Source organism: Microbacterium sp. (assembly GCF_047971895.1).
GTDB lineage: Bacteria > Actinomycetota > Actinomycetes > Actinomycetales > Microbacteriaceae > Microbacterium.
Genome location: NZ_JBKEAF010000098.1, coordinates 1 through 22,146, shown reverse-complemented (window position 1 = coordinate 22,146; position 22,146 = coordinate 1). Strand labels below are relative to the sequence as shown.

Genomic DNA, 22,146 nt, shown 5'->3' with positions numbered 1-22,146 from the left:
TAACCTCCCGCACCTCTGGATCCCAGGCTGGCCATCCTTCGGGGTTGGCCCAACGTGAGAACACGAGCTGGGCGCTGTGGGCAGTGGTGGCGGAGTAGGAGCCGATGACCTTCATGTCAACTAGTATGCGCGCTTATGAATATGTTGGCAAACTTGCGATGCAGCTGAACTGGGATGGCCATAATCGGGCACTGTCGGATAACAACGTCACTAACTGTGGTTGTCGGGATACTTCGCGCACTCGCTGAACGCCTACGGCCGCGCAGGGGAGCCGTGCACGCGCTGCGGGAGGCCGATCATCCGCGCCGCCTTCATGAACCGCTCGAGCCACTTCTGCCCGACATGCCAGCGGTTCGCTTCTGCCACTCGCCGGCATAGCGCACCGGGGCGAAGCCCATCTCCTCGTTGACGGCGAGCATAGGCCGGTTCTCCTCGGCGTTGCCGGTCACGATCCGCGTGCCCTCGGGGAACGTCTCGCGGGCGACCGTCACTTCATCAGCATGCCGAGGCGATGACCGCGGTGCTCCCGGCCGACGAGAGTGTCGCCTTGATCGATCAGGCCGTTGGCGGTGCGGAACGAGAGCAGCTCTGTGAACCCCGCGAGGCGACCCGAGCCGACGTGCTGCGCGGCACCGACCAGCAGCGTCGCACCGATGCCCCGGCGCGAGGTCTCCATGCGGCGCACACGTGCGGCATCCCAGACCTCCTCGTCGACGACAGCACCGGCCGACGGCGCGTCGGTCGACATGCGCGCCTTCAGCAGTGCGTAGTCGGCGACGTGCTCATCCGGTGCCGCACCGACCCATGACACGAAGCGGTAGCCGGAAGACGCCGCGTGGGGATCCCGACCGTGCTCGTGGAGGGCGCCTCCGGTCTCGTCGCGGATCTCGAGCGTGCTGATGCGGTACACCTGCTCCAGCTCGTACCCTGCGGCAGCCGCGAAGCGCGCCTCGTGGTCGCGAGGCAACAGCCCGAAGCCGCTGCGCGCCGGCACACCGGGCCCCGGCTGCGGTGCGTGCTCCGTCCAGGACTGCAGGATCGTTCGGCCCCGTGCGACGGCCCGCCCCTCGAGGAACGCGAGCGCTCGGCGGCCGATGCCGAGACCCTGATGCTCGGGGAGGATCTCGACGCACAGCTGAGCGCGCTTCGACCCCGCCTCGAGGGGGACGTACAACAGCATGCGCCCCACCGCTTCGCCGTCCGCCCGCGCGAGCCACCCGTGGATCTCCTCGTCGGTCTGGTCCTGCCACGAGCCGAGCGACTGCGCCGGGGTGACGAGCGTGGCATCCTCTCCGCGGGTGTGCGTCAGCACGCGATTGCGGATGTCGACGTTGATGCGGAAGTCCTCCCCACCCGGCGCGTCGGCGTCGGTGGGAACTGTCAGGGGGACGAACTCGATCGCGGCCGCCTCAGGCATCCAGCACCTTCTTCCAGATGCCCGCGTACGAGACGGGGACGAATCCGATCGCGGTGTTGATCGCGAGCATATGGGTGTTCTCCTCGGCGTTGAACGTCGAGATGCGCGTCGATCGCGGTGCGATCGACCGCCAGCGCAGCAGGTTCGCGCTCTTGACGACCATGCCGAGGCGATGGCCGCGATGCTCGTCGATGACGAGCGTGCCGAACTGATGCGTCGGCCCGTCGGGGGCGGATGTCAGGATGCCGATGTCGTTGTAGGCGACGAGCTCGCCACTGGGCACATGTTCGACGGCAGCCACCGACACGATCATGCCCTGCGCGGCGAAGCGCTCTTCACGGCGGCGGACACGGTCGGCGTCCCACGTCTCCTGCTCGATGAGCAGCTCGCCGGCCGGCATGTCGGTCGTCAGCCGCGCGCGACAGCGGGCGAAGCCCTCGAGCAGGTGCTCGGGGGTGGGGATCGACCACGTGTGCAGGCGGTAGCCGGCGCCCGCCGTTGCCTGTGCCGCGTCGAGCAGCCGCTCCACACCGTCGTACGATCCGCGCAGATCGAAGGCGCTGTTGCGCTCGACCTGCCCGAGCACGTACCCGTTCTCGGCGTGGAAGCGCGTCTGCCGGTCGTCGGCGGGAATGCTGCCGTACCCCGTCGGTGACTCCCGCCGCGGGCCCGGGGTGTCGGGACGATGCAGCGTATACGTCTGCAGCACGGTTCTTCCACGCTGAGCAGCCTCGTCCTCGACCACCTCCAGCAGCGCCTCTTCGACCCCCTGCCCCCACCGCGGCGGATCGACCCATACGTCGAGGTCGACGGTCTGCTGGCCGTCGGTCGGCATCATGAGGATGCCGACGCCGACGATCTCGCCGTCGAGGGCGGCGGTGAAGCCGTATCGCTCGTGGTCGGTGCGGTCCTGCCACATCGGCAGGATCTCCTCCGCGGTGTCGTCGAGATCGGTCGTGCCGGCATCGTGCACGGCCACCGCGTTGCCGATGCGCTCGATGGCGCGGATCACCCCACGATGGTCGGCGGCCAGGCTGGCTGGTACCTCGATCGGCTCGATCACCAGTCGCGTCGCGCTGTCAGTCATCGAGCACCTTCTTCCAGGCGCCCACGTAGGAGACCGGCATGAAGCCGATCGTCTCGTTGATGTCGAGCATGGGGCGGTTCTCCTCGGCGTTGTAGGTGATGACGCGCGGCGATTCCGGTGCGATCTCGCGCCACGCGAGCAGGTTCGCACACTTCACGAGCATGCCCAGGCGGTGACCGCGGTGCTCCTTGAGCACGAGCGTGTCCTCCTGGTGCGAGGCCTCGGTGCGGTCCTTGCCGATGGCGAGCTCGTTGAACGCGCACAGCTCGCCGGTGGCGATGTGCTCCGCGGCGGTCACGTGCAGCGTGCGACCGCTGGAGGTGTAGTTCTCGTCGTGGCGTGCGACGCGCGCAGCATCCCACTCCTCTTCGTCAAACTCGAGACCCGCGGCGGGTGCGTCGGTGACCATGCGTGACTTCATCCACCCGTAGCGGGCGACGAAGTCGGGCGGAGTGGGCGCGAACCAGCTCACGACGCGATAGTCGGTGGATGCTTCGCGGGCCCTCTCCACGAGCTGCTCGACGCCGTCGAACGCACCGCACAGGTCGAACGCACTGCAGCGCTCGACCTGCTCGAGACGGTAGCCGTGCCGCAGATAGAACCTGCTCGCCCGGTCATCGGCGGGCACACTGCCGAAATCGGTGGGCGCGGCGATACGGGGCCCCGGGGCCTCGGGCTGCTCGGCCCACGACTGCAGCACCGTGCGACCGTGAGCGCGCGCGGTGGGCTCGACCAGTTCCGTATAGGCCGTCGAGCCGATCCCGCGGCCGTGCACCTCGGCGAGCAGCTCGATGAGGAAGTACGCCACCTTCGAGTCGTTCTCGAGGGGCAGATCGACGCCGACACGGCCGACGATCTGCCCGTCGAGGACGACGAGCCACAGGAGGCGCGTCTCGTACCGGCCGGACTGGTAGTGCGGCAGCAGTTCGTCTGCGGTGATGGCGTGGTCGTCGTGACCGGCGATCTCGCGATAGACGCGGTTGCGCACTGCGATCATCTCGGCGAAGTCGCCAGCGTCCGCGTCGTCCATCGAGGCGGGGATGTGGAGGGGCTGCAGCCGCAGCCCGGTGATGATGGTGGACATTGCTCGATCCTTGGAAGGGGGTGGTCGGGAGTGAGAGCGCGGCTCACAGGGCGGGGCCCTGCAGCCGCAGCTGCGCGTTGTCGTGCTCGCGGGCATCGTTGGCGCGTTCGCGGCGCACGCGTTCGGCGTGCTCTGCGCGGGAGGCGCGGTGCTGCACGCTCTGCGCACTGCGCAACGGCAGCCACGGGCCTACGCGCAGGCCGCGCGGGGCGGAGCCCGGGGAAGGGAGAGCCGATCCGTCGCCACGCCGAATGCGGCGATGGGCAGACTCGTCCCTTGCGGGGATCAGTGGCCGGTGTGTGCGAGAGCGCAGAAGGAACCGGTCGCCACGATCCCTGTACGGGTGATGCCCCGGATGGGCGTGACTGCTGGTGTGAGCATGATCATCATGTGGCGACCTCCTTTCGACTTCTGGCGCGAAGATTCAGAGTATTACCCCGTGCGCTCGTGCGTCAAGGCCTTGCGGCGTGTCGGTCTCGGATCCCGGCTCGCCTCCCTGGCGACGGCCCCTGCTTCCGCTACCGTTGACACGCAGATTCACCGGCCGATCGAAGGGCGCGCCCATGCACCTGAAGAGCGTCACGCTCAAAGGGTTCAAGTCGTTCGCGCAGCCCACGACCTTCGCCTTCGAACCGGGTGTCACCTGCATCGTGGGTCCGAACGGGTCGGGCAAGTCGAACGTCGTCGACGCGCTCGCCTGGGTCATGGGCGAGCAGGGCGCCAAGACGCTGCGCGGCGGAAAGATGGAGGACGTCATCTTCGCCGGCACGGCCACACGCGGTCCGCTGGGCCGCGCGGAGGTGCAACTGACGATCGACAACTCCGACGGAGCACTGCCGATCGAGTACTCCGAGGTGACGATCAGCCGCACGCTGTTCCGCAACGGCTCGAGCGAGTATGCGATCAACGGCGAGGTCGGCCGGCTGCTCGACGTGCAAGAGCTGCTCAGCGACTCCGGGCTCGGCCGCGAGATGCACGTCATCGTCGGGCAGGGGCGGCTCGACACCGTGCTGCAGGCGTCTCCAGAAGAGCGCCGCGGGTTCATCGAGGAGGCCGCCGGGATCCTGAAGCACCGGCGACGCAAAGAGAAGACGCTGCGCAAGCTCGAGGCGATGGAGGCGAACCTCACCAGGCTGAGCGATCTGGCGGGGGAGATCCGGCGCCAGCTCAAGCCGCTCGGTCGGCAGGCCGAGGTGGCGCGCGAGGCGGCGACCATTGCCGCCGTCGTGCGCGACGCGAAGGCGCGGTTGCTCGCCGACGAGTTCGTCGGTCTGCGTGCGGCGCTGGCCGATCACACCCGCTCCGAGCAGGAGCGGCACGCGGAGCGCGTCGTGCTGCAGGACCGTGTCGAGCAGACGCGGCGGCGCATCGGGCAGCTCGAGTCCGAGCAGGGATCGGCGCAGGTCGACGAGGCGCGGCGGGTGGCGTTCGCGCTCGAGCAGGTGCAGGAACGCCTGCGCGGGCTGTACACGCTGGCCAATCAGCGGCTCGCCCTGCTCGGTGATGCCGAGCAGGAGCTCGCGCCGTCGACGGTGACGCAGGCCGGTATCGATGAGGTGCGTGCCGAGATCGATCGCTTCGCCGGCGAGGTCGAATCGGCGGCCGAGGTCGCCGCGGACGCCGCGCGAGCGGTGACGCGTGCACGCGCCGAGCTCGACGCACTCGACGTCGACATCGCCGAACAGAGCGCGCTCGTCTCGGAGCACGAGCTGACGCTGGCGGGCCTGCAGGCCGCCGCCGATGCGGCGGCATCGACCCTGGAGGCGCTGCACGGTGCCGTCGTGCGCCAGCAGAACGCGCTGGACGCGGCGATCGCACGCCGCGCACAGGCGCAGGCCGAGCTCGCGCAGATCGACCCCGACGTCGCCACGGATGGATCGGCGGCAGAGTACGCGGCTGCGTACGAGACGGCGCAACAGGAGGAGACGCAGGCCGAGACCGACGTCACCGAGCTGCGAGAGCGTCTGCACGCCACCGAGCGCGAGGTCGATGCGCTGACCGCACAGAGCTCTGCGCTGACGCGCGCGCTCGATGTGCGCAACGGCGCGACCGAGCTGGTGGCGCAGGGCCTCGATGGTGTGCAGGGTCTCGTCGGCGATGCGGTGCACGTCGAGCCCGGATTCGAGGCCGCCGTCGCCGCGGTGCTCGGTCCGCTGGCCGACGGGGTGCTCGTGAGAACGAGGGAGGATGCTCGCGCGGCCGCAGCGGCCGCGCGAGACGCCGAACTGGGCATCGTCGACATCGCCATCGCGCAGGGGGAGCCGCGGCATCCCGTCCTTCCCGCGGTGGACGGCGTGACGGCGGCCCGCGACATCGTCACCGCCCCGGCGGGCGTCCTCGGCGTTCTGTCGTTCGTCGTCGTCGCCGACGACCTCGACGCGGCGTATGCCGCCGCACCCGTGCTGGCCGGTGCCGACATCGGCGGTGCGGTCACGATCGTCACGCGCGCCGGCGAGGTGCTCACTGCGCACACGCTGCGCGCGGGATCGGGCGAAGGGCGGTCGCGGCTGGAGTTGTCGGCCGAGCGGGATGCTGCCGCCGACCGCCTGGCGGAGATGACCGTGGTGGCCGACTCGCTGCGCACCGCGCTCGGAGACGCGAAGCAGCGCCTCGGCGGCGCGCGCGCTGGCACGAAGACGGCGCTCGACGCGCTGCGCGCTCACGACGCGGCACTGGCCTCGCACACAGAACGGCTCAACCGTGCGACCGTAACCCACGATGCGGCCGCCGCCGAGTGCGAGCGGCTGGCGACCGGCCTGACGCAGGCCGAGGCGGCGGTGGCCGACGCCGACGCCGCCGCCCGCCAGGCGGATGCGACGCTGCAGACCGCGCGGGAGGCGCCGCGGCCGATCCTGGACGCGTCGGCGCGCGACGGCGTGCTGGGCGCGTTGGAGGAGGCCCGGGACGCCGAGATGCGCGCCCGGCTGGAGGTCGAGACCCTGCGCGAGCGGGTTCGCGCAGGCCAGGCCCAGGTCGTCACCCTGGAGCGTCGCCGCGAGCAGGAGCGCTCCGCCGCGGAGGAGGCCGCGCGGCGTGCGGTGGTCCGCCGTCACCAGCGGCAGGCGGCCGAGGGCGTGATCGCGCAGCTGCCGACCGTGCTCTCGTCGGTCGACCGGTCGGTGGCCGAGGCGCGGCTCGGCCTCGCGGCGGCCGAACAGGAGCGTGCCGCGCAGAACAGCGAGCTCGCCGAGCTGCGCGGGGAGGAGGCGCGGGTGCGCGAACGGCTCACGGCCGCGACCGAGGGGGTGCACGCGCTCGAGCTGCAGATTCACGAGAAGCGCCTGCACGTGCAGAGCCTGCTCGAGCGCGCCCAGGCCGAGCTGGGGCTCGACGAGCACATTCTCGTTTCGGAATACGGGCCCGATCAGGGAGTCCCGGTCGAATCCGGGACCGCCGAGGGCGGCGAGGGCGAAGCATCGACCGTTCTGCCCGACCGCACCGTTCCGTTCGATCGCGCGCAGCAGAAGCGTCGCCTGCAGGACGCCGAGCGCACACTCGGCCAGCTCGGCCGGGTGAACCCGCTCGCCCTCGAGGAGTTCGCCGCGCTGGAGCAGCGCCACGCCTTCCTCACCGAGCAGCTCGCCGATCTCACCCAGACCCGCGCAGACCTGCTCGCGATCATCGCCGAGCTCGACGAGCGCATGCAGGTGATCTTCCAGTCGGCCTTCGAGGACACGAAGGCCGCCTTCCACGAGGTGTTCCCGATCCTGTTCCCTGGCGGTGCCGGCGATATCTCGCTGACCGACCCCGACAACATCCTGACCACGGGCATCGAGGTCGCCGTGCGCCCGGTGGGGAAGAAGATCGAGCGGCTCTCGCTGCTGTCCGGCGGGGAGCGCTCGCTGGCCGCCGTCGCGCTGCTCACGGCGATCTTCAAGGCCCGCCCGAGCCCGTTCTACATCCTCGACGAGGTCGAGGCGGCCCTCGACGACGCGAACCTCGGTCGCCTGCTCGGCGTGTTCGAGCAGCTGCGCGACTCCAGCCAGCTGATCGTCATCACGCATCAGAAGCGCACGATGGAGATCGCCGACGCGCTCTACGGCGTCTCGATGCGGCAAGACGGCGTCTCGGCCGTCGTCGGCCAGCGGATCGGCGACCGCGCGGCCAGCTGATCGGCGACAGTCCGTAGGGTGGGAGACATGGCTGAGAGCTCATGGTCGCTGGGGCGCGCGCTGCGCGGGATGTTCGTCAAGCCCACCATCGACGAGACGACCTGGGACGATCTCGAGACGGCGCTGCTCACGGCCGATTTCGGGCCCGACGTCACCGAGCGGATCGTCGACGAGCTGCGCGAGAAGGTCGACCGCTACCGCACGACCGACCCGCGCGATCTGCAGCGCATGCTCAAAGAGACCCTCGAAGAGCACTTCGCGACCTTCGACACGACGCTGAAGCTGACCGAACGCCCCGCAGTGGTGCTCGTCGTGGGCGTCAACGGCGTGGGCAAGACCACCACCATCGGCAAGTTCGCGAAGTTCCTGCAGCGGTACGGGCGCTCGGTGGTCGTGGGCGCCGCAGACACGTTCCGCGCGGCGGCGGTGGACCAGCTGGCGACCTGGGCCGAGCGGGGCGGGGCGCAGATCGTCCGGCCCGAGCGCGAGGGTCAGGACCCGGCATCCGTCGCCTTCCAGACGATCGACCACGCCATCCGCACCGGCACCGAGATCGTGCTCGTCGACACCGCCGGCCGCCTGCACACCAAGGGCGGCCTCATGGACGAGCTGACCAAGATCCGCCGCGTCATCGAGAAGCAGGCGCCCATCAGCGAGGTGCTGCTGGTGCTCGACGCCACGACGGGGCAGAACGGGGTCATGCAGGCGCAGGCGTTCCTCGAGCACGCCGGCGTCACCGGTCTCGTGCTGACGAAGCTCGACGGGTCGGCCAAGGGCGGCTTCGTGCTCGCGGTGCAGGAGCGCACCGGCATCCCGGTGAAGCTCCTCGGTCAGGGCGAAGGCATCGACGACCTCACAGGCTTCACGCCGCACGTGTTCGCCGCGTCCCTCGTCGACTGAGGGATCGGGCTACCGTGTTTCGCCATCCGCTGGTTTCATAGGGCTATGGCGATCGAGCATGACTTCTTCGGACTGCTGGAGTCCGGTCCCGACGGATCGATCTTCTGGTCCGAGATCGTGGAGTTCGGCGACCAGACAGTCACCGTCGACCTCACCGCGCCCGATCAGGCCGACATCGCGCCCGAGGCACTGGACGTCGCAGCGGCGATGGTGTCGGGCCTCGAGGATCTCGACATGCGCGCCCGGCGCGCCATGCTCAGCGAGCTCGACGACCGTACGAGCGAGGTGATCGAATACATCCTGCAGCAGCAGGAGGAGCTCGGCGACGAGCTCGAGGATCGGCTGGTGGACATCTCGGGCGATGTGCAGGTGGATGTCATCCGCGCACTGCAGCTGATGAGCATGACGATCCTCGCCGACGAGCACGGCGGCTCCGAGCCGTTCGCGGTGCTCGAGTACGCGCTCGACGCCGAAGCCACCGACGATGTGCTGCTCGTGAACGTCGCCACCGACGGTGAGGTGCAGTCGGTGACCAGCGCCGACTGAGGCCCGTCGCTCAGACCGCCTGCGCGAACCCCGCCCGCGCCTGCTCGCCGATGTGTGCGAGGTGGGCGGGGATCTCCCGCCCCTTCGAGATCATCGACTGCGCCCACAGGCGCCCCGCGCGGTACGACGAGCGCACGAGGGGCCCGGCGAGCACGCCCAGGAAGCCGATGCGCTCCGCTTCCTCCTTGAACGCGACGAACTCGTCGGGGCGCACCCACCGTGCGACCGGCAGATGCCGTGGCGAGGGGCGCAGGTACTGCGTGATCGTGACGATGTCGGTCCCGGCGGTGTGCAGGTCGTGCAGGGCCTGCACCACTTCGTCGGGTTGCTCGCCCATGCCGAGGATGAGATTGGACTTGGTGATCAATCCCGCCGCGCGTGCCTGGGTGAGCACGTCGAGCGACCGCTCGTAGGTGAACGCGGGGCGGATGCGCTTGAACAGCCGAGGCACCGTCTCGACGTTGTGGGCGAACACCTCGGGGCGCGCCGAGAAGACCTCGCCGAGCAGGTCGGGGCGCCCGTTGAAGTCCGTCGCCAGCAGCTCCACTCCGGTGCCCGGGTTGACGGCGTGGATCTGCCGGATCGTCTCGGCGTTCAGCCATGCCCCGCCGTCGGGCAGGTCGTCGCGGGCGACGCACGTGACGGTGGCGTAGCGCAGGTTCATGCGCTGCACGCTCTCGGCGACCCGGCGCGGCTCGTCCGTGTCGTAGGCCGCAGGCTTGCCCGTGTCGATCTGGCAGAAGTCGCAGCGCCGGGTGCACTGCGAGCCGCCGATCAGGAACGTCGCCTCGCGATCCTCCCAGCACTCGTAGATGTTGGGGCAGCCGGCCTCCTGGCACACCGTGTGCAGGTCCTCGCTCTTCACCAGCGCGTGCAGCGCCTGATACTCCGGCCCCAGCTTCGCCTTCGTCTTGATCCACTCCGGCTTGCGCTCGATCGGGGTCTGCGCGTTGCGCACCTCCAGGCGCAGCAGACGGCGCCCCTCGGGAGCCGTGCTCATGCCGCCGCCCCCGCCTCTGCGGGCGCGTACGCCGCGCGGAACGCGGCGGACACGGGCTCGACGAGTGCGGCAGGTGTGACATCCGCCCCCACCACCTCGCTCACCGTCGTGACACCTGCGTCGCTGATGCCGCACGGCACGATGCTGCGGAAGCCCGCAAGCGTGTTGTCGGCGTTGATCGCGAAGCCGTGCATCGTCACGCGCCGCTCGACGCGCACGCCGATCGCGGCGACCTTGTCCTCGGACAGGGGGCGCCGCACCCACACGCCGCTGCGCCCCTCGACGCGGTAGCCGTCGACGCCGAGCGGCCGCAGCACGTCGATCAGGATGCCCTCGATCCGGCGCACGTGGGCGACGACGTCCATCGGCTCGGGCAGGCGCACGATGGGGTAGCCGACGAGCTGGCCGGGGCCGTGCCAGGTGATCTTGCCGCCGCGGTCGACGTCGATGACCGGGGTGCCGTCGACCGGACGCTCGTGCGGCTCGGTGCGCTTCCCGGCGGTGTACACAGCCTCGTGCTCGAGCAGCAGCAGGGTGTCGGGGCGGTCGCCGGCGGCGACCTCGGCGTGGATGCGGCGCTGCAGCTCCCAGCCCTCGAGGTACGGCACGGGGGCGGGGGAGAGGCCGATGACCTGGATATCGATCACGAGGCTCCTTCGCATATTGATGGACTGTGTCCAAGAATAGAGCATGAGCGCGCGGGCAGGCATCCGTACGCTGGAGCCATGGCACCGCATCCCGGGCGACCCAAGGCCTCGTCGCGTGAGACGATCACCGAGGCCGCGTGCGAACTGTTCCTCGAGCAGGGATATGCGAACACGTCCGTCGCCGACATCGCCCGGCGCGCGGGGGTGGGCCGCTCGAGCTTCTTCAACTACTTCGAGTCCAAGTCGGCCCTGCTGTGGGGCGGGTTCGACGAACGAGTGGATGCCGCGACGGGGGCGCTCGCGGACGGCCGGCCCGTGGGCGAGGCCCTCACCGGCATCGCCACGGGGTTCGCCCCCGACAGTCTCGCGCTGGCCATCACCCATGCCGAGACCATGGGGATCGCCGAGGAGCTGGAGCGGGAACGCGCGCTGCGTCAGGCGCGCCTCGCCCGCGCGGTGGCAGAGCGTGAGCGCACAGCCGGAGTCGACCGGCTCTCCGCCGATGTGCGCGCCGCCGCCGCAGCGGGTGCCGTGCTCGCCGCGGTCTGGGCGTGGGCCGACGGCGGTCCCGGCCGTACCGACCTGGCGGCGCTGCTCGCACGGGCGCTGCACGCGGCAGGGCAGGACGCGCTCACGTAGAATCGGGGCATCATGGCGACTTTCGGCACACTCTCCGACCGGCTCACCGACACCTTCCGCAATCTGCGCACGAAGGGCAAGCTCACACCCGCCGACGTGGACGGGACGGTTCGTGAGATCCGGCGTGCGCTGCTGGACGCCGATGTCGCCTTGCCGGTCGTCAAGGAGTTCACCGCCAGCATCCGCGAGCGCGCACTGGGCGACGAGGTCAACCGTGCGCTCAACCCCGCGCAGCAGGTCGTGCAGATCGTCAACGACGAGCTCGTGGGCATCCTCGGCGGCCAGCAGCGGCGCCTGCAGTTCGCGAAGAACCCGCCGACGGTGATCATGCTCGCGGGTCTGCAGGGCTCAGGGAAGACGACCTTCGCCGGCAAGCTCGCCAAGATGCTCGAGAAGGACGGCCACACACCGTTGCTCGTGGCCGCCGACCTGCAACGGCCGAACGCCGTGAACCAGCTGCAGGTGGTCGCGGGTCAGGCCGGCGCCGCGATCTACGCCCCCGAGCCCGGGAACGGCGTCGGCGACCCGGTCCGCGTCGCGCGCGGCGGTGTCGAGACGGCGCGCAGACAGCAGCACGACGTCGTCATCGTCGACACCGCCGGACGCCTGGGCGTGGACGCCGAGCTGATGACGCAAGCCGCCGACATCCGCAAGGCCATCGACCCCGACGAGGTGCTGTTCGTCATCGATTCGCTGACGGGGCAGGACGCCGTCAACACGGCGAAGGCGTTCCAAGAGGGCGTCGACTTCACGGGTGTCGTGCTGTCCAAGCTCGACGGCGACTCGCGCGGCGGTGCCGCGCTCTCGGTGGCCTCCGTCACAGGGCGCCCCATCATCTTCGCGTCGACGGGCGAGGGCCTCGACGATCTCGAGGCCTTCCACCCCGACCGAATGGCCAGTCGCATTCTCGACCTCGGCGACATCCTCACTCTCATCGAACAGGCGCAGCAGGCGTTCGACGAGGACGAGGCGCGAAAGGTCGCCGAGAAGCTGGCGAACGAGCAGTTCACCCTCGAGGACTTCCTCGACCAGCTGCAGCAGCTGCGAAAGATGGGCTCGATGAAGAAGATGCTCGGCATGCTGCCGGGCATGGGCCAGATGAAGCAGCAGATCGAAGACATCGACGAGCGCGAGCTCGACCGCACCGAGGCGATCGTCCGTTCGATGACTCCCGCTGAACGCCGCACCCCGAAGGTGCTCAACGGCTCGCGCCGACTGCGCATCGCGCGCGGTGCGGGCATGACCGTCACCGACGTCAACCAGCTCATGCAACGCTTCGACCAGGCGGCGAAGATGATGAAGACCGTCGCACGCGGCGGCATGCCGAACGTGCCCGGCATGGGCCCGGTGCCCGGCATGGGCCGCCCCGGCGCTTCCAGCAAGCGCGGCAAGCAGGCCAAGCGCAAGGGCTCGCGCTCGGGCAACCCGGCCAAGCGCGCCGCGGAGAACGCCGGTCTCGACACCGCCGCGCCCGCCGCACCCACCGGGTCGGGCTTCGGCCTCGGCGGCACCAAGGGTGCGGAGCCGACCGCAGCCGATATGGCCGAGATCCAGAAGCTGTTCGGAAAGGGCTGACGGCTCAGCGCCCGAGCGACGCAAGGTGATCGCGCAGCGTCGGGCCGGCACGGAACTCGCGGATCAGGTGCTGCACGACCGCGCGCAGGTCGCCGTTCGCGGCATCGGCCACCCGCAGCTGCCGCGTCGCCGATGCGCCGCTGGTGAGGATCGCCTCCAGCCCGGCGAACTCCCGCGCGCACGAGAGCTGCTCGGCGATCGGCTCCAGGTGCCGCATGGTCTCTCGCAGATGGTCGGCGACCGGCACCTGGCGCCCTGTGCTGTCCACGATGACCCGCGCGTCGAGGCCGTAGCGGGCCGAGCGCCACTTGTTCTCGCGCACGAACCAGGGCTGGAGGCGGGGCAGCTGCCGACCGGCGTCCAGCTCTCGGGAGAAGTGCTCGACGAGCACCTGGATGAGCGAGGCGACCGCCGCGAGCTCGGGAAGCGTCGACATCCCATCGCATGCGCGCACCTCGATCGTGCCCCACCGCGGTGCGGGCCGGATGTCCCACCGCACCTCGCTGGCGTCGGCGATCACGCCGGTCCCGGTCATGTCGTCGAGATACGCCTCGAACTGCGCCCAGTCGTCGAGGGGCCACGGCAGTCCCGCCGTGGGCAGCTGCTGGAACACCAGCACGCGATTGGAGGCATACCCGGTGCGCTCGCCCGCCCAGAACGGGCTCGACGCCGACAGCGCCTGCAGGTGCGGAAGGAAGATCGACAGTGCATTGATGATCGGGAAGACCTTGGTGACGTCGTCGACGCCGACGTGCACGTGGATGCCCCAGATCATCATGTTGCGCCCCCACCACTGGGTGCGCTCGATGAGCGATCGGTACCGCGTGGACTCGCTGACCTGCTGGTCGTACCACTGCGCGAACGGATGGCTTCCGGCGCACAGCAGCTCGACGCCCATCGGATCGGTCACCGTGCGCACCGCCGCGACCGCATCGGCGATGTCGTCGATGGCGGCTGCGACAGTCTCTCCGATGCCGCTGGTCACCTCGACAGTGTTGGTGAGCAGCTCGCCGGTCACCGTGAATCGCTCCGCGGCCGTGCGCTCGGCCAGCGCCTGCAGGATCTCGCCCGCACGCGGGACGAGGCTGCCCGACGAGCCGTCGGCGAGCATGACCTCCCACTCGATGCCCACCGAGGAACGTCCCGAGCGCGCGAAATGCTCCGCCATGAGCACAGTCTGACATCCGCGGTCGGTTCGCATGCGCATCCGGCATCTGGCAGAATGGACGGTCGGACCGTCGCCCGACCCTCTATCCGGCGTCCGGTCCGCCTTCAGAGCTTTCGCCGGGTGTGCACCCCACGCTTCCGGCGCCGTTCATCCGTCTACACACCACTCAGGAGAATTGTGGCCGTCAAGATCCGTCTCAAGCGCTTCGGCAAGATCCGTGCGCCCTACTACCGCATCGTCGTGGCCGACTCGCGCACCAAGCGCGACGGCCGGGTGATCGAGGAGATCGGCAAGTACCACCCCACCGAGCAGCCCTCGTTCATCGAGGTCGACTCCGACCGTGCGCAGTACTGGCTCGGCGTCGGCGCCCAGCCGACCGAGCAGGTCCGTGCGATCCTCAAGCTCACCGGCGACTGGGGCCGCTTCCAGGGCGACGAGAACGCCGTCTCGACCGTGCAGGTCGCCGAGGCCAAGGCCGAGTTCGAGGTAGACGCCAAGAAGAAGTCGGTCGTCAAGCCCAAGGTGGAGAAGAAAGCCGAGGAGCCCGCGGCGGACGAGGCTCCGGCCGAGGCACCCGCCGAGGAGCAGACCGCCGAAGAGTCGGCAGAGTAGCACCTTGCTCGCCGCCGCGCTCGAACACGTCGTCAAGGGGATCGTGGATCACCCCGACGACGTGCGCATACACGCGTCCACGTCGGCCCGCGGGGACGTTCTCGAGGTGCACGTGCACCCCGACGACCGCGGACGCGTGATCGGGCGCGGCGGCCGCACCGCCAAGGCTCTGCGTACCGTCGTGTCCGCGCTCGCCGACGGGCAGCGCGTGCGCGTCGACGTCGCGGACGACTGACGTGGCGAGTCCGAAACCTCCGCATCCGGCAGCCGGGTCCGGCAAGACGCAGTTGCGGGTCGGGCGCCTCGTGAAGGCGCACGGTCTCAAGGGCGCACTGAAGCTCGAGCTCTACACGGACGATCCCGAAGGGCGGTTCACTCCCGGGGCGACGTTCACGCTCCAGGTCCCCGAATCGTCGCCATGGCACGGCAGATCGCTCACCGTGCGCGAGTTCAAGTGGCTGAACAGCCATCCCGTCGCCTTCTTCGACGGGATCGACGACCGTACCGAGGCAGAGAGCGTCGTGCGCGCGATCCTGTGGATCGATCAGGATGCCGCCGCCACCGCGGCCGAGGACGACGCCTGGTACGACCACCAGCTCATCGGGCTGGACGTGGTGCGCGACAGTGCCGTCGTCGGCACGGTCGCGCGCGTCGACCACCTGCCCGGTCAGGACCTGCTCATCGTCGCCGTGGACGAGCGCGAGGTGCTCGTCCCGTTCGTCAAGGCCATCGTGCCGGAGGTCGATGTGGCCGCGGGGCGTGTCGTGGTCACCCCTCCGCCGGGCCTGTTCGAGGACGATTCCGAAAGCCCGCACAGCGCGGGGCACTGACGTGCGGGTCGACGTCGTCTCGATCTTCCCGTCGTTCTTCGACGTGCTCGAGGTCTCGCTGCTGGGCAAGGCCCGGAGCACGGGGCTGCTCGACATCCGCGTGCACGACCTGCGCGAGTGGACGCACGATCGCCACCGCACCGTCGACGACACGCCGTACGGCGGCGGAGCCGGGATGGTGATGACGCCCGGGCCCTGGGGGGAGGCGCTCGACGCGATCGTCGCCGACCGTCGGGCCCGGCCGGTGATCGTCTTCCCGTCGCCGGCGGGGGAGCGGTTCACGCAGGCGACAGCACGGGAGTGGGCTCGGGAGCCGCACCTGGTGTTCGGCTGCGGCCGCTACGAGGGCATCGACGAGCGGGTGTTCGCCCATGCGCAGACCCTCGGCGAGGTGCGCCTGGTGAGCCTGGGAGATTATGTGCTCAACGGCGGCGAGGTCGCCGCCATGGCGATGATCGAGGCGGTCGCACGCCTCGTCCCCGGAGTCGTGGGCAACCCCGACAGCCTCGTCGAGGAGTCGCATGAGGACGGCCTGCTCGAGTACCCGTCGTACACCAAGCCGGCGTCGTGGCGCGGGCACGACGTGCCTCCGGTGCTCCTGAGCGGGAACCACGGTGCGATTGCCCGGTGGCGCCGCGATCAGCAGGTGTCGCGGACGCAGGAGCGACGCCCCGATCTCCTGCCGCCGGCGGACTGATCTGGCGGATCAGTCGATGCCGAGGAACGCTCGATCTGTCAGCACGATCGGGCCCTCGTCGGTGATGGCGATCGTGTGCTCGGAGTGCGCCCCGCGCGACCCATCGGCGCTGCGCAGCGTCCAGCCGTCGGCATCGGTGATCAGCTTGTCGGTCGTCGCGAGGAACCACGGCTCGAGGGCCAGGATGAGTCCGGCACGCAGCGGGAACCCGCGCCCGGGCTTGCCGTCGTTGGGCACGTGCGGGTCGCCGTGCATCTCCCGGCCGACACCGTGCCCGCCGAAGTCCGTGTTGATGGAGTAGCCGTCGGCACGGGCGACCTGCGCGACCGCGTGCGAGATGTCGCCGACGCGTGCCCCCACGGTCGCAGCGCCGATCGCTGCGGCCAGTGCACGCTCGGTCGTGTCGATGAGGGTCAGATCCTCGTCCCGCGGAGTGCCGACGACGAAGGAGACGGCGGAGTCGGCGACCCACCCGTCGATCGACACGGCGAAGTCCAGCGACACGAGGTCACCGTCCCTGAGCGCATAGTCGAATGGCAGGCCGTGCAGCACCGCGTCGTTCACCGAGGTGCAGATGACCTTGCCGAACGGCATCGCCCCGAACGAGGGGTGGTAGTCGATGTAGCACGAGGTGGCCCCCGCCTTGCGGATGAGATCGTGCGCTCGCCGGTCGATCGCCAACAGGTTCGTCCCGACCGTCACCTCGTCGCGGAGCGTGGCCAGGGTCTCGGCCACGAAGCGACCGGCGGGGCGCATGGCGTCGATCTCGGCGGGCGTGCGCAGTTCGATCATCTGAGGCATCCTCTCGTCTTCCTCCATTCTGGACGACACGGACCCTGCACCGGCGTACGATCGGGAGCATGTGGCTGCGACGTGCGTTCTTCGTCTGGCTGATCCCATCGGCCTTCCTGCTCCCGCTGTGGCTGCTCATCGGCTGGGGCGTCTTCAACGCGCAGGCGCTCGGACTGCTGTGGGTGCTGCTGATCGCCATCCCGTCGGTGTTCGTCGGCCAGCTGCTGTTCACGCTGCTCGTGCGTGCCCGCGGCATGGTGCGCGCGACACGCGCCGTCTCGTGGACGGACGCGCTCGGGTTCACTGTGTGGCAGGGGCTGACCGTGGCCCTCGGCTTCTTCGACCCGGCCTCCTGGGTGGCCCTTTTCATCACCGCGATCCTCGCGGGCCTCGCCATGTTCTGGTACCTGCTGTGGGCGCTCGTGCGAGAAGCGCGGCCACGGTCGCGAGCCGACGTCGCGGAGGGCGCGGACCCGCAGGTGATCGTCATCAGCGAGACTCGTGGCCGTCCGTGACAGCATCCCGTTTTTGATCCATTACCGATCCGTGGCAGAATTGGCGTTCGTGCTCTGACGCTCTGCCTCAGGGGAGACGGCCGAAGGCGCTTTGGAACCCGGCCGAGAGCGCGACATCCAAACATCCCATTCGCGGTCGACCTGTGGCGGCCGCAGGAAGTGACGATCATGCAGATCCTCGACTCCGTCGATGCGGCATCGCTCCGCACCGACATCCCCGCTTTCGCTCCCGGTGACACCGTCAAGGTGCACGTGAACATCACCGAAGGCAGCCGCTCCCGCGTCCAGGTCTTCCAGGGCGTCGTCATCGGACGCTCCGGAGACGGCGTGCGCGAGACCTTCACCGTCCGCAAGATCAGCTTTCAGGTGGGCGTCGAGCGCACCTTCCCGGTGCACAGCCCGTCGATCGACCGCATCGAGGTCGTCACCCGCGGTGACGTGCGCCGAGCGAAGCTGTACTACCTGCGCGAACTGCGCGGCAAGAAGGCAAAGATCAAGGAGAAGCGCGAGGGCTGAACCCTCACGATCTCTCTCGGACCCCGTCGCGCCGCGGCGGGGTCCGTCGTTTCCCAGGTGCGGATGTGCGACCCTTGACGGGGCGGCGCACGGGTGACGCGTCGATGAGAAGGATGTCATGACGAGCGAGACCACGGCCACCACAGAGCCGCGTGCGCGGCACCGCGGCGGGTGGAACTTCCTGCGCGACCTGGTCGTGATCGTCGTGATCGCGCTGGCGGCCTCTTTCCTGATCAAGACGTTCCTGGTGCGGTCGTTCTACATCCCGTCCGGGTCGATGGCGCACACCCTCGAAGTGCAGGACCGCATCCTCGTCGACGAGATCACTCCGCGATTCTCGGGTTACGGGCGCGGCGACGTCGTCGTCTTCCGGGATCCGGGCGGCTGGCTGCCGCCGCGACCCGCCGACACGCGACCCCCCATCGTGCAGGGCGTCGACTGGGCTCTGTCGCTGGTGGGGCTCTCTGCACCCGACAGCAACGACCACCTCATCAAACGCATCATCGGGCTGCCCGGCGATCGCGTCGTGTGCTGCAACGCGCTGGGCCAGATCACCGTCAACGGCACGCCCATCGACGAGACCGAGTACATCGTGGTGCCGCCCGGGCGGACGGCCGCTTCGGGCGATCCGTTCGACGTGACGGTTCCCGAGGGCTCGCTGTGGGTGCTCGGCGACAACCGCTACTCGTCAAAGGACTCGCGCTACAACCAGGATCAGCCCGGCGACGGCTTCGTCCCGCTCGACAACGTCGTGGGCCGCGCCTTCGTCATCACCTGGCCGCTCGGCCGGTTCGGGCTGCTCGACGACCACGGCGACGTCTTCGCCGCCGTCCCCGACGCGGGATCATGACACCCGTGCAGCCGCGACTCGTCGTCGAACGGCGGCTGCTGCGCGAGCGCCCGCTCGTGATCGCACTCGACGAGGTGGGCCGCGGGGCGCTGGCCGGGCCCGTCGCCGTGGGTGCGGCCGTCGTGGACGAACGCGGTGCGCGGCGGCGGATCCCCGTCGGTCTGCGCGACTCGAAGCTCGTCGCCGAGGCGAAGCGGCCGGATGTCGCGGCCCGGGCGGCCGCATGGGTGCACTCCAGCACCGTGGGGTGGGCATCCGCGGCCGAGGTCGACGACGTCGGCATCATACGCGCACTCGGGCTCGCCGCGGCGCGGGCGATCGCCGACCTGCGTGCGCACGGCGTCGTCGCGGAGGATGCCGTCGTCCTGCTCGACGGCAACCACGACTATGTGACGCCGGTCGCCGGCGCCGGGCTCACGGTGCGTCCCGTCGTGAAGGCCGACCGGGACTGCGCGAGTGCGGCCGCGGCATCCGTCATCGCCAAGGTCGCCCGTGACGAGCTGATGACCCGGCTCCACGACGGGCTGCCGATGTATCAGTGGGCACGCAACAAGGGGTACGCGAGCGCGGACCACCGCGCCGCGATCCGCACGCACGGGCTCAGCCGGCATCATCGCGCGTCGTGGTCGTTCGCGACGCCGCTGTTCTGACCCTCTTCCGGACGCCGGCCGATGCGCGGACTCAGCTGCCGTCGAGCGACAGCTCGTCGGGAAGCTGGAAGTCGCGTCGCGACAGCTCTTCGATGTTCACGTCCTTGAACGTGAGCACCCGCACAGACTTCACGAACCTGTCGGCGCGGTAGATGTCCCAGACCCACACGTCCGACATCGTGATCTCGAAGTAGAAGTCGTGCTCCGTGTCGTGACGGACCACGTTCACCTCATTGGCGAGGTAGAAGCGGCGCTCCGACTCGATGACGTACTGGAACTGCCCCACGACGTCGCGATACTCGCGGAACAGCGCCAGCTCGAGCTCGCGGTCGAAGTCCTCGAACACATCATCATCCATGGTGTCTCCATCCTAGGCATCCGCGCCGGCCTCCGAGATCCTTGATTCCATGCGGGGAATCTTCCTGCACAGGCAGGCGTCTGCGCGCCGTCGCGGCGGATTCCCGATTCCGGCGCCCACGGCCCCCGGCCGGGCCTCACGATCGAGGGCATGGCAGAGAAGGACATCCTCGGCAGGGCGGGGGAAGACGTCGCCGCCGCGCACCTCGTGCGGCGCGGTTGGCAGGTGCTCGATCGCAACTGGCGCTGCCGGGCGGGCGAGCTCGACATCGTCGCCGTCGACGGTCACGAGCTGGTCATCGTCGAGGTGAAGACCCGGCGCGGAGTCGGCTTCGGCCACCCGTTCGAAGCGGTCGATGCACGCAAGCGCGCGCGCCTGTGGCACCTGGCGATGGCGTGGGCCGTCGCCCACCCGGAGCACGCCCGCGGGCGCGCCGTACGCATCGACACGATCGGCATCGTCGGTGCCGATCCCTCGTCGGCGACCGTCGAGCACCTGGAGGATCTGCGGTGACGGCCTCGCGCACCTGGTCGGTCGCGCTCACCGGCATCGACGGCGCGCTGGTCGAGGTCGAGGCGGACCAGTCGAACCAGACCCCGGACTTCCGCATCATCGGGATGCCCGACAGCGCCCTGAGAGAGGCCGCCGCGCGCGTGCACAACGCCGCCGCCAACTGCGGGCTCGCGCTGTCGCGGCGCCGCCTCACGGTGAACCTGTCGCCCGCGAGCCTGCCGAAGCACGGCTCGGCTTTCGACGTCGCGATCGCGGTGGCCGCGCTGGCCACCGACGGAGGTATGGATGCCTCGTCCCTCGCCGCGACGGTGCACCTCGGTGAGCTGGGGCTCGACGGGCGGCTGCGGCCCGTGCCGGGCGTGCTGCCGGCGGTGCTCGCCGCGGCGCGGTCCGGTTTCGAATACGTCATCGTGCCGCACGCGAACGCCGACGAGGCGGCACTGGTCGACGGGGTGCAGGTGATCGGAGCGCGGTCACTGGCCGAGGTGGTGCGCTGGCACGGTGCCGACGTCGCCGATCTGGTGTGCGAACCCGTACGGCGCCACGGCGGCGAGATCGACGATCCGCCCGGTGCGACGCCGGACCTCGCCGATGTCATCGGGCAGCCCGAGGCGGTCGACGCGCTCATCGCCGCGGCCGCAGGCAGTCATCACCTGCTGATGAGCGGGCCGCCGGGCGCGGGGAAGACGATGCTCGCCAGTCGACTGCCCGCGATCCTCCCCGAGCTCGGCGACGCGGCCGCCATCGAGGTGGCGTCGATCCGCTCGCTGAGCGGCGAGCCGGTGCGGGCACTCGTTCGCCAGCCGCCGCTGGAGGCCCCGCACCACAGCGTGAGCGTCGCGGCACTCGTCGGCGGAGGATCGCGTATCGTGCGCCCTGGCGCGATCGCCCGAGCGGCGCACGGCGTGCTCTTCCTCGACGAGTGCAATTGTCGCTTCTCAATACAAGCGACCCTGTACATCGGAAAGGCGTCCCGATACAATCGTTGCAACGGTAATCCAGTGGTGACCCGCAGCTCTGCTGAGCGAAGAGGTTCGAGCGCATAGCTCCCTCTAGCAAGTCAGACACTCCCAGCGCGACCCGCGGTCGAGCGACACACCACTACCCGTTAGGAGTTGTCATGGACTCAATGATCCGCGACATCATCGGAGCCGATCGAGGCTTCCACACCGGGGCAGACATTCTCACGCACACCGCGGATGGCGTCGGCCTCAACCTTCTCTGGGACGAGTTCTCGGCAGAACTCGCCGCATGGAACGCGACCCGCAACGCGATCTCCGCGCTGTTCGCGACGCCGACCATCGAATCGTACGTGCAGCTGCCGAACGGCGGCGACCGCGTCGAGATGGAAAAGCAATCGGAGTTCGGCGTTCCGAAGGCAAGTCGGGTCAACCCGAACTACCTGCGCATGGGGTTTCCCCTCGACTGGATCGACGGCTCGATCCGGTACACGCGCAAGTTCCTTCGCGACGCCACTGCCGAGCAGGTGCGAGCACAGCACAACGCGATCCTCGAGGCGGACAACCGGCTCGTGTTCCGCGAGACCATGAGCGCGCTCACCACGAAGGTCACAACGGGCAACCGCGCAGTGAACGAGAACAGCGTCACGATCTACGACCTGTGGGACGGCTCGTCCGG

At 69.7% G+C, this 22,146-nt stretch carries 24 protein-coding genes and 1 pseudogene; 17 read left to right on the top strand and 8 right to left on the bottom strand.

Features of this window, described 5'->3' with window-relative positions:
* Nucleotides 1-223 precede the first annotated feature (223 nt).
* Nucleotides 224-409: pseudogene (locus ACK5IN_RS07820) on the top strand (zinc finger domain-containing protein); the annotation flags it as partial.
* A 78-nt stretch (nt 410-487) separates the two neighbouring features.
* Here the strand turns inward: ACK5IN_RS07820 and ACK5IN_RS07815 are convergent.
* From ACK5IN_RS07815 to ACK5IN_RS07805, 3 genes are read right to left on the bottom strand one after another with little or no spacing between them, the layout of a single operon-like run.
* Nucleotides 488-1,417, bottom strand: coding sequence for a GNAT family N-acetyltransferase (locus ACK5IN_RS07815; protein WP_416895631.1), 930 nt, complete (start codon nt 1,415-1,417; stop codon nt 488-490).
* Complete coding sequence (locus ACK5IN_RS07810; protein ID WP_416895630.1) at nt 1,410-2,504, bottom strand: GNAT family N-acetyltransferase; 1,095 nt, start codon at nt 2,502-2,504, stop codon at nt 1,410-1,412. Before ACK5IN_RS07810 ends, ACK5IN_RS07815 begins: the two co-directional genes overlap by 8 nt.
* Nucleotides 2,497-3,588, bottom strand: coding sequence for a GNAT family N-acetyltransferase (locus ACK5IN_RS07805; protein ID WP_416895629.1), 1,092 nt, complete (start codon nt 3,586-3,588; stop codon nt 2,497-2,499). The genes ACK5IN_RS07810 and ACK5IN_RS07805 overlap by 8 nt, the downstream gene beginning before the upstream one ends.
* A gap of 563 nt (nt 3,589-4,151) precedes the next feature.
* Here ACK5IN_RS07805 and smc point away from each other — a divergent pair.
* From smc to ACK5IN_RS07790, 3 genes are read left to right on the top strand one after another with little or no spacing between them, the layout of a single operon-like run.
* Entirely contained in the window at nt 4,152-7,700 is a 3,549-nt protein-coding gene (smc, locus tag ACK5IN_RS07800) for a chromosome segregation protein SMC (protein WP_416895628.1), read from the top strand.
* Between the two features lie 27 nt (nt 7,701-7,727).
* Nucleotides 7,728-8,600, top strand: a complete 873-nt coding sequence (gene ftsY, locus ACK5IN_RS07795) for a signal recognition particle-docking protein FtsY (protein ID WP_416895627.1) — start codon at nt 7,728-7,730, stop codon at nt 8,598-8,600.
* A gap of 45 nt (nt 8,601-8,645) precedes the next feature.
* Entirely contained in the window at nt 8,646-9,146 is a 501-nt protein-coding gene (locus ACK5IN_RS07790) for a DUF2004 domain-containing protein (RefSeq protein ID WP_416895626.1), read from the top strand.
* Between the two features lie 10 nt (nt 9,147-9,156).
* Here ACK5IN_RS07790 and lipA read toward each other — a convergent pair whose 3' ends face one another.
* Entirely contained in the window at nt 9,157-10,146 is a 990-nt protein-coding gene (gene lipA / locus ACK5IN_RS07785; protein ID WP_416895625.1) for a lipoyl synthase, read from the bottom strand.
* Complete coding sequence (gene lipB / locus ACK5IN_RS07780; RefSeq protein WP_416895624.1) at nt 10,143-10,793, bottom strand: lipoyl(octanoyl) transferase LipB; 651 nt, start codon at nt 10,791-10,793, stop codon at nt 10,143-10,145. The genes lipA and lipB overlap by 4 nt, the downstream gene beginning before the upstream one ends.
* Nucleotides 10,794-10,871: 78 nt before the next feature.
* Between lipB and ACK5IN_RS07775 the strand changes: the two genes are divergently transcribed.
* Entirely contained in the window at nt 10,872-11,432 is a 561-nt protein-coding gene (locus ACK5IN_RS07775) for a TetR/AcrR family transcriptional regulator (protein WP_416895623.1), read from the top strand.
* Between the two features lie 12 nt (nt 11,433-11,444).
* The gene (gene ffh, locus ACK5IN_RS07770; RefSeq protein WP_416895622.1) at nt 11,445-13,007 is read left to right on the top strand and encodes a signal recognition particle protein; all 1,563 of its coding nucleotides are present in this window, start codon (nt 11,445-11,447) and stop codon (nt 13,005-13,007) included.
* Nucleotides 13,008-13,011: 4 nt separating this feature from the next.
* On the opposite strand, the gene ACK5IN_RS07765 is transcribed toward ffh, so the two are convergent.
* On the bottom strand, nt 13,012-14,175 hold the full coding sequence (locus tag ACK5IN_RS07765) for a glutamate--cysteine ligase (protein WP_416895621.1): 1,164 nt from the start codon (nt 14,173-14,175) through the stop codon (nt 13,012-13,014).
* Between the two features lie 177 nt (nt 14,176-14,352).
* Here ACK5IN_RS07765 and rpsP point away from each other — a divergent pair, with 177 nt between their 5' ends.
* Genes rpsP through trmD form a run of 4 tightly spaced genes read left to right on the top strand, consistent with a single transcriptional unit; the run spans nt 14,353 to nt 16,314 of the window.
* Entirely contained in the window at nt 14,353-14,787 is a 435-nt protein-coding gene (gene rpsP, locus ACK5IN_RS07760; protein WP_416895620.1) for a 30S ribosomal protein S16, read from the top strand.
* 4 nt (nt 14,788-14,791) lie between these two features.
* On the top strand, nt 14,792-15,022 hold the full coding sequence (locus ACK5IN_RS07755; protein ID WP_416895619.1) for an RNA-binding protein: 231 nt from the start codon (nt 14,792-14,794) through the stop codon (nt 15,020-15,022).
* Nucleotide 15,023: 1 nt separating this feature from the next.
* Nucleotides 15,024-15,617, top strand: coding sequence for a ribosome maturation factor RimM (gene rimM, locus ACK5IN_RS07750; protein WP_416895618.1), 594 nt, complete (start codon nt 15,024-15,026; stop codon nt 15,615-15,617).
* Nucleotide 15,618: 1 nt separating this feature from the next.
* The gene (gene trmD, locus ACK5IN_RS07745) at nt 15,619-16,314 is read left to right on the top strand and encodes a tRNA (guanosine(37)-N1)-methyltransferase TrmD (RefSeq protein WP_416895617.1); all 696 of its coding nucleotides are present in this window, start codon (nt 15,619-15,621) and stop codon (nt 16,312-16,314) included.
* Nucleotides 16,315-16,323: 9 nt separating this feature from the next.
* Here the strand turns inward: trmD and map are convergent, their stop codons facing one another.
* On the bottom strand, nt 16,324-17,106 hold the full coding sequence (gene map, locus ACK5IN_RS07740) for a type I methionyl aminopeptidase (RefSeq protein WP_416895616.1): 783 nt from the start codon (nt 17,104-17,106) through the stop codon (nt 16,324-16,326).
* 68 nt (nt 17,107-17,174) lie between these two features.
* On the opposite strand from map, the gene ACK5IN_RS07735 reads away from it, so the two are divergent.
* The 4 genes from ACK5IN_RS07735 (at nt 17,175) to ACK5IN_RS07720 (ending at nt 19,637) form a co-directional block, all read left to right on the top strand.
* Nucleotides 17,175-17,621 (top strand): MFS transporter permease, encoded by a 447-nt coding sequence (locus tag ACK5IN_RS07735; protein WP_416895615.1) that lies wholly within the window; start codon nt 17,175-17,177, stop codon nt 17,619-17,621.
* Nucleotides 17,622-17,789: 168 nt separating this feature from the next.
* Nucleotides 17,790-18,137 carry a 50S ribosomal protein L19 gene (rplS, locus tag ACK5IN_RS07730; RefSeq protein WP_416895632.1) on the top strand — a complete coding sequence of 116 codons (348 nt, stop codon included), beginning with the start codon at nt 17,790-17,792 and terminating at the stop codon, nt 18,135-18,137.
* Nucleotides 18,138-18,255: 118 nt separating this feature from the next.
* Nucleotides 18,256-18,987 (top strand): signal peptidase I, encoded by a 732-nt coding sequence (lepB, locus tag ACK5IN_RS07725; protein WP_416895614.1) that lies wholly within the window; start codon nt 18,256-18,258, stop codon nt 18,985-18,987.
* Nucleotides 18,984-19,637: a ribonuclease HII gene (locus ACK5IN_RS07720; protein ID WP_416895613.1), complete on the top strand. Its 654-nt coding sequence runs from the start codon at nt 18,984-18,986 to the stop codon at nt 19,635-19,637. The genes lepB and ACK5IN_RS07720 overlap by 4 nt, the downstream gene beginning before the upstream one ends.
* Before the next feature lie 31 nt (nt 19,638-19,668).
* On the opposite strand, the gene ACK5IN_RS07715 is transcribed toward ACK5IN_RS07720, so the two are convergent.
* A complete protein-coding gene (locus ACK5IN_RS07715) occupies nt 19,669-19,995 on the bottom strand; it encodes a DUF2469 family protein (protein ID WP_416895612.1) in 327 nt (108 codons plus the stop codon).
* Between the two features lie 150 nt (nt 19,996-20,145).
* Here ACK5IN_RS07715 and ACK5IN_RS07710 point away from each other — a divergent pair, with 150 nt between their 5' ends.
* The 3 genes from ACK5IN_RS07710 to ACK5IN_RS07700 form a co-directional block, all read left to right on the top strand.
* The gene (locus tag ACK5IN_RS07710) at nt 20,146-20,508 is read left to right on the top strand and encodes a YraN family protein (RefSeq protein WP_416895611.1); all 363 of its coding nucleotides are present in this window, start codon (nt 20,146-20,148) and stop codon (nt 20,506-20,508) included.
* Nucleotides 20,505-21,554 carry an ATP-binding protein gene (locus ACK5IN_RS07705; protein WP_416895610.1) on the top strand — a complete coding sequence of 350 codons (1,050 nt, stop codon included), beginning with the start codon at nt 20,505-20,507 and terminating at the stop codon, nt 21,552-21,554. The genes ACK5IN_RS07710 and ACK5IN_RS07705 overlap by 4 nt, the downstream gene beginning before the upstream one ends.
* A 74-nt stretch (nt 21,555-21,628) precedes the next feature.
* The coding region (locus ACK5IN_RS07700; RefSeq protein WP_416895609.1) for a hypothetical protein at nt 21,629-22,146 on the top strand (518 nt) is incomplete at its 3' end.